The organism is Streptomyces sp. YKOK-I1 (assembly GCF_054660435.1).
This window is the reverse complement of sequence record NZ_BAAGDR010000001.1, coordinates 5,947,419-5,960,754: the sequence shown is the minus strand read 5'-3', so window position 1 is coordinate 5,960,754 and position 13,336 is coordinate 5,947,419. Positions and strand designations below refer to the sequence as shown.

The following is a 13,336-nucleotide window of genomic DNA, read 5'->3' as shown; positions in this document are numbered from 1 at the left end:
ACAGCACGGGGGTGGTCCATGTCGCCACAGCGCAACACCGGGCAGGGCGCGGAAGCGGAACTTCCGGAGTACGCCGGTCACTACCGCCTGGAGTCACGGCTGGGTTCCGGCGGCATGGGTGTGGTCCATCTGGCCCGCAGCACCTCCGGGATGAAGGTCGCGGTGAAGGTCGTCCATGCCGACTACGCACGCGATCCCGAGTTCAGGGGGCGTTTCCGGCAGGAGGTCGCGGCCGCGCGGAAAGTGAGCGGTGCGTTCACCGCCCCGGTGGTGGACGCCGACCCGGACGCCGAACGGCCCTGGATGGCCACCCTGTTCATCCCCGGCTCGACCCTCGCCGAACAGGTGAAGCGGAACGGGCCCATGACGTCGGGTGAGTTGCGGCGGCTGATGGCCGGGCTCGCGGAGGCGCTGCGCGACATCCACCGGGTGGGGGTCGTGCACCGCGATCTCAAGCCGAGCAACGTCCTGCTCGCGGAGGACGGTCCGAAGGTCATCGACTTCGGGATCTCCCGGCCGAAAGACAGCGAACTGCGGACCGAGACCGGCAAGTTGATCGGGACTCCGCCCTTCATGGCGCCGGAGCAGTTCCGGCGGCCGCGCGAGGTCGGGCCGGCGGCGGACATCTTCGCGCTGGGGTCGGTGATGGTGCACGCGGCGACCGGGCGCGGGCCGTTCGACTCCGACAGTCCGTACGTCGTCGCCTACCAGGTCGTGCACGACGAGCCGGACCTGACGGGCGTACCGGAGAATCTCGCGCCGCTGGTGGTGCGCTGTCTCGCCAAGGAGCCCGAGGACCGGCCGACGCCGGACGAGCTGATGCGGGAACTGCGGTCGGTGGCGGCGTCGTACGACACGCAGGCGTTCATACCGGAGCAGCGGGCGGAGGGTGCGGGGTCGGGTGCCGGTGCGCCGGGTGGCGCTTCCGGTGACGCAGCCGACGGGCGGGGCGGGCGGGACGTACGGGCTGAAAAGACTGGACAAGCCGCACGGGCTGCGCAGGCTGCGCGGGCTACACATGCTGAACGGGCCGCACAGGCTGAACGGCCGGAACGGACGTCCGCCGGTCCCCGTCGAAGGGTGCGGCGGGCGGCCGTCGCGGCCGGCGCGCTCGGTCTGCTCGCCGGTGGCGTGTTCGCCTCGGTGCAGGTGCTCGGCGACACACCGGCGCCGGGTGAGTCGAGTCCGCGGACCACGACGGCCGCGTTCGACGCGTGGGACGTCGCCTCGGTGGCGAAGACGCAGAGCACGCCCCAGTGTTCGTACGGGGCCGGCGAACTGCTGTGCGGGCAGCCCGGTGTGGTGTTCGCGCTCGACCCGGCCGACGGCTCCCTGCTGTGGAAGCACTCCGTCGCCGACGCCCTGCGCAGCGGCCCGCCGGTGCTGGCCGGGGAGTTGGTCCAGCCGCTGACGGACCCGGACCCGCGGCTGGAGGCGCTCGCCCCGACGACGGGGAAGGTGAGCTGGGGGCGGGACATGCCCGAGCACACCGGGTCGCGGGCGGTGGGCGGCACGCTCCTGTTCAGCGGGGCCGACGGGACGGTCACCGCCGTGGACGCGGCCACGGGCGGGACGAAGTGGCGGCACGCGGTCACCGACCGGGGTGTGCCGTACTTCTCCTCCTTCCCCGGCGACCCGCTGGCCTACGCGGTGAACGTCTCCGACACGGGGACGACCGAGGTCACCGCGGTGGACCCGGACTCGGGACAGGTGCGGTGGAGCGCGCGGCTGGAGGGCTCGCTGGAGGGGGTCGGCAGCCATGACGGGGACGTCTTCTTCCTCTCCGACGACCGGACGACCTCGGACACCGAGGCCGTGGTGCGCTACGACCCGGAGACCCGGAAGACGCGCCGGGTGGCGCTGCCCGTGCCGCGGCAGGCCCCGGCGGCCGCCGTGGACGGCGACGTGGTCTACCTGATGTCCACCGCCGGGGCGCTGGAGGCCGTCGACACGGCGGCGGGCAAGCGGCTGTGGAGCCTGGAGACGGGCCTGTTCCGCGGCTCGCGGCCGGCCGTCGGGGACGGGCATGTGTACGTCACCGGCGCGGACGGACGGCTCCTCGGCGTGGACGCCCGCAGCGGAAAGCTGCTCGGGCAGACGCGGGCGCGGCTCGGCAAGAACTCGGACCGGGTGGCGGCCTCGCTGCCGGCGCCGCTGCCGGTCGACGGCCGGGTCTACGCCGGCGCGCCCGACGGGAGCGTGTTCGCGGTGGACGGGCGGGATCCCTCGGGCTGGTAGGTCGCGCCGGTCGGAACGACACGAAGGGGCCGCCCCTCATGAGGCGGCCCCTTCGTCCACAGGCTGTGGATCACCGGTCGGCGGTCAGCCCAGCTTGGACACGTCCCGCACGGCGCCCTTGTCGGCGCTGGTGGCCATCGCGGCGTAGGCGCGCAGCGCGGCGGAGACCTTGCGCTCCCGGCCGGACGGGGCGTACACCCCGTTCAACGCCTGCTCACGGCGGGTGAGTTCCGCGTCGTCGACGAGCAACTCGATCGAGCGACCCGGGATGTCGATGCGGATGCGGTCGCCGTCCCGGACGAGGGCGATGGTGCCGCCGGAGGCCGCCTCGGGGGACGCGTGGCCGATGGACAGGCCCGAGGTGCCGCCGGAGAAGCGGCCGTCGGTGATCAGCGCGCAGGTCTTGCCGAGGCCGCGGCCCTTGAGGAAGGACGTCGGGTAGAGCATCTCCTGCATACCGGGGCCGCCCTTGGGACCCTCGTAGCGGATGACGACGACGTCGCCGTGGGTGACCTGCTTGTTGAGGATCTTCTCGACGGCCTCCTCCTGCGACTCGCAGACGACCGCGGGGCCCTCGAAGGTCCAGATCGACTCGTCGACGCCGGCCGTCTTGACGACACAGCCGTCGACGGCGAGGTTGCCGCGCAGGACCGCGAGGCCGCCGTCCTTGGAGTAGGCGTGCTCGGCGGAGCGGATGCAGCCGCCCTCGGCGTCGTCGTCGAGGGCTTCCCAGCGCTCGGACTGGGAGAATGCCTCGGCGGACCTCACACATCCCGGCGCCGCGTGCCACAGTTCCACGGCCTCGGCGGACGGGGAGCCGCCGCGCACGTCCCAGGTCTTCATCCAGTCCGCCAGGGACGGGCTGTGGACGGCGTGCACGTCCTCGTTGAGCAGACCCGCGCGGTGCAGTTCGCCGAGGAGGGCGGGGATGCCGCCGGCGCGGTGCACGTCCTCCATGTAGTACGTGCGGTTCTTGGCGACGTTGGGCGCGACCTTCGCCAGGCACGGCACCCGGCGCGAGACGGCGTCGATCTGCTCCAGGCCGAAGGGGACGCCCGCCTCCTGGGCGGCGGCCAGCAGGTGCAGGATCGTGTTGGTGGAGCCGCCCATCGCGATGTCCAGCGCCATGGCGTTCTCGAACGCGGCGAAGGTCGCGACGTTGAGCGGCAGGACCGTCTCGTCGTCCTGCTCGTAGTAGCGGCGGGTGATGTCCATGACCGTGCGCGCGGCGTCGACGTAGAGCTGCTTGCGCGCGGTGTGGGTGGCGAGGACCGAGCCGTTGCCGGGGAGGGAGAGGCCGATGGCCTCGGTCAGGCAGTTCATCGAGTTGGCGGTGAACATGCCGGAACAGGAGCCGCAGGTCGGACAGGCGTTCTCCTCGATGCGGAGGATGTCCTCGTCCGAGATCTTGTCGTTCACGGCGTCGGAGATCGCGTCGACCAGGTCGAGGGTGCGGACCGTGCCGTCGACGAGGGTGGCGCGGCCGGACTCCATGGGGCCGCCGGAGACGAAGACCGTCGGGATGTTCAGCCGCAGGGCGGCCATGAGCATGCCCGGGGTGATCTTGTCGCAGTTGGAGATGCAGACCAGGGCGTCGGCGCAGTGGGCCTCGACCATGTACTCGACCGAGTCGGCGATCAGGTCGCGGGAGGGCAGGCTGTAGAGCATGCCGCCGTGGCCCATGGCGATGCCGTCGTCGACGGCGATCGTGTTGAACTCGCGGGGGATTCCGCCGGCCTCGGTGATCGCCTCGCTGACGATCCGGCCGACCGGCTGGAGGTGGGTGTGACCGGGCACGAACTCGGTGAAGCTGTTGGCCACCGCGATGATCGGCTTCCGGCCGATGTCCGCACCGGGTACACCGGAGGCGCGCATAAGGGCGCGGGCGCCCGCCATGTTGCGGCCGTGGGTGACTGTGCGGGACCTCAGCTCGGGCATCGTCGCTCGCTCCTTGAGACTGATAGGGCTGCTATCTGACAGATAGGGCTGCTAATGAGCGTACGCCGGTCATCCAGGGTGCGGGACGAGGTGTCCGGAATGCGGGATGCTCGTCTCGGTGTCAGGGTGCGGTGAGGTGTCCCTGTACGACCGGCGCCACCCGCGCGATGATCAGTTCGACGTCCGCCGAGGCCAGCGGCTCCACCTTGATCACATACCGCAGCATCGCGCAGCCGACGAGCTGCGCGGCCGCCAGCTCGGCGCGCAGTTCGGCGTCCGGCAGGTCGACCTGGGCGGCGACCCGGCGCAGTACCTGGGAGGCGACCAGCCGGCGGAAGACGGCGGCCGCGGTGTCGTTGTTGACGGCCGAGCGCACGATGGCGAGGAGGGGCGCGCGCGTGGCGGGGTTCTCCCAGACGCCGAGAACGAACCGGGCCATCCGCTCCCCCACGCCGTCCAGCGGCCCTTCGACGATCGCCAGGGGCGCCTCGAACGCGGGTGCGAAGGCGACCTCGATCGCCGCCTCGAAGATCTGCTCCTTGGTGCCGAAGTAGTGGTGCACGAGCGCGGAGTCCACCCCGGCCGCCTTGGCGATCCCGCGCACGGACGTCTTCTCGTACCCCCGCTCGGAGAACTCCTCCCGCGCGGCGGCCAGGATGCGGTCGCGCGTGTCGGCCGCCTCGGTACGCGGGGGCCGGCCGCGTCTGCGGGCGGTCCCGCCGGTGCCGGACGCCGCCGTACGAGGGGGTCGGCCGCGGCGCCGGGAGGTCCCGTCCGGCTCGCTCACGGGCGGGGCACCTTTGCCGCCGACGCCAGGTGCAGCCGGGTGAACGCCAGGGCCTCCGCGAGGTCGGCCTCACGTTCGGCGCCGGACATGGCACGCCGGGTGTTGACCTCGATGACGACATGGCCGTCGAAGCCGCTCAGCGCGAGCCGCTCCAGCAGCTCGGCGCAGGGCTGGCCGCCGCGGCCGGGGACCAGGTGCTCGTCCTTGGCCGAGCCGTTCCCGTCGGCGAGGTGGACGTGGCCGAGGCGGTCGCCCATGCGGTCGACCATCTGGAGGGCGTCCGTGCGGGCGGTGGAGGCGTGGCTGAGGTCGATCGTGAAGTGCCGGTAGTCGTCCTTGGTGACGTCCCAGTCGGGGGCGTACGCGAGCATCTCGCGGTCGCGGTAGCGCCAGGGGTACATGTTCTCGACGGCGAAGCGCACATCCGTCTCGTGCGCCATCCGCCAGATGCCCTGGACGAAGTCCCGCGCGTACTGCCGCTGCCAGCGGAAGGGCGGGTGCACGACGACGGTGGTCGCGCCGAGCTTCTCGGCGGCGGCGCGGGCCCGCTGGAGCTTCACCCAGGGGTCGGTGGACCAGACCCGCTGGGTGATGAGCAGGCACGGGGCGTGCACGGCGAGGATGGGGACGCCGTGGTAGTCGCTGAGCCTGCGCAGCGCCTCGATGTCCTGGCTGACGGGGTCGTTCCACACCATGACCTCGACGCCGTCGTATCCGAGGCGCGCGGCGATCTCGAAGGCCGTCGCCGTCGGCTCCGGGTACACGGACGCCGTCGACAGGGCGACCTTCGCGTCCGGGATCCGTACGACTGGCTCTGCCATGGGGGACAGGTTACGGGGTGCGGTTGGCTGAGTGCCGGGCGCCCAATCGCCGTTGTGGTGTTCGCCATAGGCGGGTGCGGCGCCGTCGTGGTGGTTCGCGCCCCGCGACGGAGCCGCATATCGGACAGCGCCCCGCGCCCCTAGGCCCTGTCGTCAGATTCCCGCCGTCGCCCGAAGGGCGGGGCAGGCGGGAATGTGACGACAGGGCCTAGGCCGGCCGTTCCGATCCCATGTGGTCCAGGCGCCGCAGGATCACTCCCTCCCGCAGGGCCCAGGGGCAGAGCTCCACCGTCTCCACGCCGAACAGGTCCATCGTGCCCTCGGCGACCAGGGCGCCGGCCAGGAGCTGGTTGGCGCGGCCCTCGGAGACGCCGGGGAGTTCCGCGCGCTGGGCGTAGGTCATGCCGGCCAGGCGGGGCACCCAGGCCTCCAGGGACTCGCGCTTGAGTTCGCGCTGCACGTAGAGGCCCTCGGTGGAGCGGGCGGCTCCGGCGATGCGGGCGAGCTGCCGGAACGTCTTGGAGGTGGCGACGACGTGGTCGGGGGCGCCGAAGCGGCTGAACTCGCCGACCGTCCGGGCGATCTGTGCCCGGACGTGGCGGCGCAGGGTCCTTATGTCCTCGGGGGCGGGCGGGTCGCCGGGCAGCCAGCCCGCGGTGAGGCGGCCCGCGCCGAGCGGCAGGGAGGCGGCCGCGTCGGGCTCCTCGTCGATGCCGTAGGCGATCTCCAGGGAGCCGCCGCCGATGTCCAGGACGAGCAGCTTGCCGGCCGACCAGCCGAACCAGCGGCGGGCGGCGAGGAAGGTCAGCCGGGCCTCCTCGGAGCCGGTGAGGACCTGGAGCTCGACGCCGGTCTCGGCCTGCACGCGCGCGAGGACGTCGTCGGCGTTGGTGGCCTCGCGCACGGCGGAGGTCGCGAACGGCAGGAGGTCCTCGACGCCCTTGTCCTCGGCGGCCTGGAGCGCCTCATGGACGACCGTGATCAGTTTGTCGACGCCGTCGGGGCCGATGGCGCCGTCCCCGTCGAGCAGTTGGGCGAGGCGCAGTTCGGCCTTGTGCGAGTGCGCGGGCAGCGGGCGCGCGCCGGGGTGTGCATCCACCACCAGCAGATGCACCGTGTTCGATCCCACGTCGAGGACACCGAGTCTCATGAAGGGAACGCTACTGCCAGTGAGGCCATGGGCCGTCCCCGAAGCAGCCTTCGGCGACTTACCCTGGACGGGTGCCAAAGACGAAAAAGGCGAAGACCGACAAAACAACCGGCGGTCCTTCGCGGGCGAACCCGGTGACGGCGGCGTCGGACGAGAAGGGGCTCGACTTCGCGCGTGCGTGGGTGGAGTTCCCGGATCCGGCGGACGACGAGCAGGTCTTCCGGTGTGATCTGACATGGCTGACCTCTCGCTGGAACTGCGTCTTCGGCAGTGGCTGCCAGGGCATCCAGGCCGGCCGCGCGGACGACGGGTGCTGCACGCTGGGCGCCCACTTCTCCGACGAGGACGACGAGCGGCGGGTCGCCTCTCATGTGGCGCGGCTCACCCCCGACATCTGGCAGCACCACGCCGAGGGGCTGCTGAACGGCTGGGTGGCCGAGGACGAGGACGGGGACCGCCAGACCCGCCCCTACCAGGGCTCCTGCATCTTCCAGAACCGTCCGGGCTTCGCCGGTGGCGCGGGCTGCTCGCTGCACATCCTGGCGCTCAAGGAGGGCCGCGAGCCCCTGGAGACCAAGCCGGACGTCTGCTGGCAGCTTCCGGTGCGGCGGACGTACGACTGGATCGACCGGCCGGACGACACGCGCGTGCTCCAGGTGTCGATCGGCGAGTACGACCGCCGCGGCTGGGGTCCGGGCGGTCACGACCTGCACTGGTGGTGCACGTCGGCGACCTCGGCGCACGGCGCGGGCGACCCGGTGTACGTGTCGTACCGGGCGGAGCTGACCGAGCTGATGGGCAAGGCCGGCTACGACCGTCTCGTCGAGCTGTGCGAGGAGCGTCTGGCCTCGCGGCTTCCGCTGCTGGCACCGCATCCGGCGGATCCCGTCGACTGACGTCCGGCCGACACCCCTAGGGGGTGGCGGGGCCGGTGGTGCCGCCGTCGGCCGGTGGCGGGGTCGAGCCCCCGGGGGCGGTCGGGGAGTCGCTGGGGGTGGGCTGCGGATCGGTGGAGGGCGGGGGCGTGCTCGGGGTGGGGTCCACAACCGGCGGAACGGGAGGATCCGGGTCCGGGCGGGAGGTCGGCGGGGCCGGGGTGCCCGGGCGGGTTCCCTCGCCGGTGCCGGGGGCGGGGCCGGACGCGGTGCCGTAGCCCTCGATGGTGACCACGGCGCCCGCCGGGGCGATCGCCACGCGCGCGTGCCAGTGCCCGGAGGGTTCACGCAGGGGGTCGACGTACGCCTTGATCGTCACCGACTCGCTGGGGTACAGGGTGCCGTTGGCGCGGCTGAGGTAGATCCAGGCGGCCCCGGTGGCGGCGGACCAGCGGACGGGGCCGTCGGCGTCCCGGGCGGCGGTGAGGGTGATCAGCGTGGTGTCGCCGCTGGTGACGGCGCTCACGGTCAGCCGCTTCGCGTCGCTCGCGCCGATCCCGGCGACGCTGACGACCTCCACGGACACATCCGGCTTGGGGCCCTTGCCGAAGCCGGTGCCGGGCCTGGTCCTGGCGTTCCCCGCGTTCTCGTAGCCGCTCGTGCCCTCGCCGTCCGGGCTGCCGGGGCCGTGCGCCTCGCCGGCGCTGGCCGGGCGGCCGTCGGCGTCCCCGGCGGGGGCGCTGCGGTAGGCCGCCCACAGGGCGAGCACGGGGGCCGCGACGACGGTGGCGACCACGGTGGTCGTGACGGCACGCGCGCGGAGCCGGTCGCGGCGGGCGGCGCGGTCCTTGGGGTCCATCGGGAAGCCGCGCCGGTCGAACCGGGGCGCGGCGGCACCCCGCGCGCGGGGCAGGTGCGCCATGGCGACGCGCAGGGCCGGGCGGGGCGCCTCCAGGACGGGCAGCTCGGCGGGGGTGACCCCGGCGCCGGGCCAGCGGCCGGGGACGGCGCGCTCGGCGGCCCGGCGGCAGCGGGGGCAGTCGTCGACGTGCCGGACGAGCTCGCGGCGCAGGGCGGCGCTGAGGACGAGCTGGTGCTCGCCGGTGAGGCGGGCCACTCCGGGGCAGCCGCCGGTCTCCACCACGGCGAGGGCCGCGCGGGTGCGCTCGACCTCGCAGGCGGCCGAGGCGAGCAGCTCGCGGGCGGCGGCGTGGTCCATGCCGAGGACGGCGGCGACCTCGTGGGCGGCGAGGTGGTGGCGTACCGCGAGTTCGAGCGCCTCGCGCTGCTCGGGGGTGGTGCCGGCCGCCTCCGGCCAGGCCAGCAGGGCGAGTTCGCGGCGGCGCTCCTCCTGGAGGCCGTCGGGTGCGGCCGGGCTGTCCGGGCCGGGGGTGCCGGACGGGGCGCCGGTCTGTGCGCCGGAGTGCGCGCCGGGCGGGCGGTGGGCCGCGGTGCGCCCGGCCGCATGCGCGCTCTGGCGCTTCTGTCTGGCCTCGGCCAGCTTGCGCAGACAGGCCCAGCGGGCCAGTGCGTAGAGCCAGGCCCGGCGCTCCCCGGCCTCCGGGATGCGCTGCCCGCGCCGCTCGGCGAGCGCGAGGACGTCCCCGAGGGCGGCGGTGGCCGCGTCGTGGTCGCACAGCGCGGACAGACAGTAGGTGAACAGTCCGTCCAGATACGGCTCGTAGCGGGCGGGCGGACGCTGCGCGAGCGTGCGCCCCGCGGCGCGATCGCGCGCCTCCCGGTGCGCCCGGTGTGCGCCGGTCGTGCGGGTCGAGATCTCGGGGCTGCTGCTCATCACCCGTGGACCGTAGGCGGCGCGGAACGGGCTCTTCTTGTCCCTTGAGTCCTTTTAATCCGTACGGGTGAAACGATCCCTCATAAGGGGACAGGAATGGGGGGTTCCGTGGCTCGTTCGTGAGGGGGCGTGGCCGGATCACAGGGGGTGTCCGGATTCTCCACAGGTGTCCCCTGTGGGAGCCGGCCGGTTGTCCACAGGCCGGTCCGGCTGTCGGTGGCGGCGGTTACGGTTTCCCCATGGCTGCCCGTACGAAGACCACCAAGGACCGCCCGTCCTACCGCTGCACCGAATGCGGCTGGCAGACGGCCAAGTGGCTCGGCCGCTGCCCCGAGTGTCAGGCCTGGGGCACGATCGAGGAGTACGGCACGCCCGCGGTCCGTACGACGGCACCGGGGCGGGTCACCACCTCCGCCGTGCCCATCGGCCAGGTCGACGGCCGGCAGGCCACCGCCCGTACGACCGGTGTGCCCGAGCTGGACCGGGTGCTCGGCGGCGGTCTGGTGCCCGGCGCGGTGGTGCTGCTGGCGGGCGAGCCCGGCGTCGGCAAGTCGACCCTGCTGCTGGACGTGGCGGCCAAGTCGGCGAGTGACGAACACCGCACCCTGTATGTGACGGGCGAGGAGTCCGCGAGCCAGGTCCGGCTGCGCGCGGACCGGATCAAGGCCATCGACGACCATCTGTATCTGGCGGCCGAGACCGATCTGGCCGCCGTCCTCGGCCACTTGGACGCGGTCAAGCCGTCGCTGCTGATCCTCGACTCGGTGCAGACGGTCGCCTCCCCCGAGATCGACGGGGCGCCGGGCGGCATGGCACAGGTGCGCGAGGTCGCCGGCGCCCTGATCCGCGCCTCGAAGGAACGCGGCATGTCCACGCTGCTGGTGGGCCATGTCACGAAGGACGGCGCGATCGCGGGCCCCCGTCTGCTGGAGCACCTGGTGGACGTCGTCCTGCACTTCGAGGGCGACCGGCACGCGCGCCTGCGCCTGGTGCGCGGCGTGAAGAACCGGTACGGCGCGACGGACGAGGTCGGCTGCTTCGAACTGCACGACGAGGGCATCACCGGTCTCGCCGACCCCAGTGGACTTTTCCTGACCAGACGTGACGAACCGGTCCCCGGTACCTGTCTGACCGTCACCCTGGAGGGCCGCCGCCCGCTGGTCGCCGAGGTCCAGGCGCTCACCGTCGACTCCCAGATCCCCTCGCCCCGGCGCACCACCTCGGGCCTGGAGACCTCCCGGGTCTCGATGATGCTGGCGGTGCTGGAGCAGCGCGGCCGGATCAGCGCGCTCGGCAAGCGGGACATCTACTCGGCGACGGTCGGCGGGGTGAAGCTCTCCGAGCCCGCGGCTGACCTGGCGATCGCGCTGGCCCTGGCCTCCGCGGCGAGCGACACCCCCCTGCCGAAGAACCTGGTCGCGATCGGCGAGGTCGGTCTCGCGGGCGAGGTCAGACGGGTCACGGGCGTCCAGCGCAGACTGAGCGAGGCCCACCGGCTGGGCTTCACGCACGCGCTCGTGCCGGGCGATCCCGGCAAGGTCCCGCCCGGGATGAAGGTGCTCGAGGTCGCCGACATGGGGGACGCGCTGCGGGTCCTGCCGAGGTCCCGTCGCCGAGAGGCCCCACGGGAGGCGGAGGAGCGCCGGTAGACTTTGCCCTGGTCTCGCCCGTCCGTACGAACCGAGTGCGCGCACGGGAGCGCCTGAAGAACCTGCGACCGGAGGAGTGCAGTGGCAGCCAACGACCGGGCGGCAGCTCCCGGAAAGTCCGGTGGGAGTTCCCGTACCGAGAGCCTGATGCGCGCCGCACTGAGCGCGGTGGCTCCGGGCACCGCCCTGCGCGACGGGCTCGAGCGGGTGCTCCGCGGCAACACCGGCGGGCTCATCGTGCTCGGCTCCGACAAGACCGTCGAGACGATGTCCACGGGCGGGTTCGTCCTGGACGTCGAGTTCAGCGCCACCCGGCTGCGGGAGCTGTGCAAGCTCGACGGCGGCATCGTGGTCTCCTCCGACCTGTCGAAGATCCTGCGGGCCGGCGTCCAGCTGGTCCCGGACCCGACGATCCCCACGGAGGAGACGGGCACCCGGCACCGCACGGCGGACCGCGTCTCCAAGCAGGTCGGCTTCCCGGTCGTCTCGGTCTCCCAGTCGATGCGGCTGATCGCCCTGTACGTCGACGGCCAGCGCCGTGTGCTGGAGGACTCGGCCGCGATCCTGTCCCGCGCCAACCAGGCCCTCGCCACCCTGGAGCGCTACAAGCTGCGGCTCGACGAGGTCGCGGGCACGCTGTCGGCGCTGGAGATCGAGGACCTGGTGACGGTCCGGGACGTCTCCGCGGTGGCCCAGCGCCTGGAGATGGTGCGCCGTATCGCCACCGAGATCGCCGAGTACGTGGTCGAACTGGGCACCGACGGCCGTCTGCTGGCGCTCCAGCTCGACGAGCTGATCGCGGGCGTGGAGCCGGAGCGCGAGCTGGTGGTCCGGGACTACGTCCCCGAGCCCACCGCCAAGCGCTCCCGCACGGTAGACGAGGCGCTGTCCGAGCTGGACGCCCTCACCCACGCCGAGCTGCTCGAACTGTCCACGGTGGCCCGCGCGTTGGGCTACACGGGCTCTCCCGAGGCACTGGACTCCGCGGTCTCCCCGCGCGGTTTCCGCCTCCTCGCCAAGGTGCCCCGGCTGCCCGGCGCCATCATCGACCGCCTGGTGGAGCACTTCGGCGGTCTGCAGAAACTCCTCGCCGCGAGCGTCGACGACCTCCAGACGGTCGACGGTGTGGGCGAGGCCCGGGCCCGCAGCGTCCGCGAGGGCCTGTCGAGGCTGGCGGAGTCGTCGATCCTGGAGCGCTACGTCTGACGGTCCGAGGTCCTAGTCGGCCGCCAGCACGAACGACGTCTGTGCCGTGGTGAACCCCGGAGCCTTCGCCTCCACCAGATACGTCCCCGCCCCGGCCGTGCCCGCCGGAGGCGTCGCGCACTCGGCGGCACTCGGCTTGCGGTCCCACTTCAGGGTGTAGGTGAAGGTCCCGCCGGCCGGCACGCGGTACAGCAGACTCCCGGAGGCCTTCGGGCAGTCGGCCGACGACCAGTAGTCGTCCGCGCTCCCCGCCTGCGTGATCGTCAGTACCGCCGTCTTCGGCCCGAGGTCGACCTTGCAGTCGCTGCCGGAGGAGTTCTTCGCGACGAGCTGGAACGTGGGCGTCTCATCGGGCGAGTAGGAGTTCCGGACGCTGCGCAGGGTCAACTTGACCACGCTGGCGGTGCAGTTGGGCAGGGTCGTACCGGCCGGGAGGGTCGCGCTCGAACCGCTGCCGTTGGCCCCGTCGTCCGTGCCGCCGCCCGTGTCCGAGCCGGAGCCGTCGGACCCCGAACCGTCGGACCCGGAGCCGTCGCCGCCCGAACCGGTGTCCGAGCCGGACCCGGAGCCGGAGTCCGAGCCCTCGGTGGCGCCCTCGCTCGACTCGTCGCGCCCGCCCGGCGCCTGGCTGATCGCGGGCCCCGAGCCGGACGGCCCCGGCGTGATCGAGGACGCGGGATTCTTTCCGCCGGACCCCTTCGCGTCGTGGGAGCCGCCACCGCCGTCGGAGGTGACGACCCAGGTGACGACCAGCGCCAACAGGGCGATCACGGACAGCAGTACGACCCTCCGGCGCCAGTAGATGGAGGAGGGAAGCGGCCCGATCGGATTGCGCAGAGATCCCACGGCGCAAACTGTACGAGAGATCGCCGCGTTA

10 protein-coding genes are annotated in these 13,336 nt (G+C 72.9%); 4 read left to right on the top strand and 6 right to left on the bottom strand.

Going from position 1 to position 13,336, the window contains the following annotated elements; all coding sequences use genetic code 11:
• The first annotated feature begins 18 nt into the window (after nt 1-18).
• Nucleotides 19-2,238 (top strand): serine/threonine-protein kinase, encoded by a 2,220-nt coding sequence (locus ACYQ8Q_RS26385; RefSeq protein WP_460068304.1) that lies wholly within the window; start codon nt 19-21, stop codon nt 2,236-2,238.
• Between the two features lie 84 nt (nt 2,239-2,322).
• Here the strand turns inward: ACYQ8Q_RS26385 and ilvD are convergent, their stop codons facing one another.
• The 4 genes from ilvD to ACYQ8Q_RS26365 form a co-directional block, all read right to left on the bottom strand.
• Nucleotides 2,323-4,176 (bottom strand): dihydroxy-acid dehydratase, encoded by a 1,854-nt coding sequence (gene ilvD / locus ACYQ8Q_RS26380; RefSeq protein ID WP_460068303.1) that lies wholly within the window; start codon nt 4,174-4,176, stop codon nt 2,323-2,325.
• Between the two features lie 121 nt (nt 4,177-4,297).
• On the bottom strand, nt 4,298-4,963 hold the full coding sequence (locus tag ACYQ8Q_RS26375; RefSeq protein WP_460068301.1) for a TetR/AcrR family transcriptional regulator: 666 nt from the start codon (nt 4,961-4,963) through the stop codon (nt 4,298-4,300).
• A complete protein-coding gene (locus ACYQ8Q_RS26370) occupies nt 4,960-5,784 on the bottom strand; it encodes a sugar phosphate isomerase/epimerase family protein (RefSeq protein WP_358996153.1) in 825 nt (274 codons plus the stop codon). The genes ACYQ8Q_RS26375 and ACYQ8Q_RS26370 overlap by 4 nt, the downstream gene beginning before the upstream one ends.
• Nucleotides 5,785-5,992: 208 nt before the next feature.
• A complete protein-coding gene (locus tag ACYQ8Q_RS26365; RefSeq protein WP_460068298.1) occupies nt 5,993-6,934 on the bottom strand; it encodes a Ppx/GppA family phosphatase in 942 nt (313 codons plus the stop codon).
• Between the two features lie 71 nt (nt 6,935-7,005).
• On the opposite strand from ACYQ8Q_RS26365, the gene ACYQ8Q_RS26360 reads away from it, so the two are divergent.
• Nucleotides 7,006-7,830, top strand: coding sequence for a hypothetical protein (locus ACYQ8Q_RS26360; RefSeq protein WP_460068296.1), 825 nt, complete (start codon nt 7,006-7,008; stop codon nt 7,828-7,830).
• A gap of 16 nt (nt 7,831-7,846) precedes the next feature.
• On the opposite strand, the gene ACYQ8Q_RS26355 is transcribed toward ACYQ8Q_RS26360, so the two are convergent.
• Nucleotides 7,847-9,607, bottom strand: coding sequence for a hypothetical protein (locus tag ACYQ8Q_RS26355; RefSeq protein WP_460068295.1), 1,761 nt, complete (start codon nt 9,605-9,607; stop codon nt 7,847-7,849).
• A 236-nt stretch (nt 9,608-9,843) separates the two neighbouring features.
• Here ACYQ8Q_RS26355 and radA point away from each other — a divergent pair, with 236 nt between their 5' ends.
• Nucleotides 9,844-11,253, top strand: coding sequence for a DNA repair protein RadA (gene radA / locus ACYQ8Q_RS26350; RefSeq protein WP_460068294.1), 1,410 nt, complete (start codon nt 9,844-9,846; stop codon nt 11,251-11,253).
• A gap of 81 nt (nt 11,254-11,334) precedes the next feature.
• A complete protein-coding gene (gene disA / locus ACYQ8Q_RS26345) occupies nt 11,335-12,459 on the top strand; it encodes a DNA integrity scanning diadenylate cyclase DisA (RefSeq protein WP_460068292.1) in 1,125 nt (374 codons plus the stop codon).
• Between the two features lie 12 nt (nt 12,460-12,471).
• Here disA and ACYQ8Q_RS26340 read toward each other — a convergent pair whose 3' ends face one another.
• Nucleotides 12,472-13,305 (bottom strand): hypothetical protein, encoded by an 834-nt coding sequence (locus tag ACYQ8Q_RS26340; protein ID WP_460068291.1) that lies wholly within the window; start codon nt 13,303-13,305, stop codon nt 12,472-12,474.
• Nucleotides 13,306-13,336: the final 31 nt, after the last annotated feature.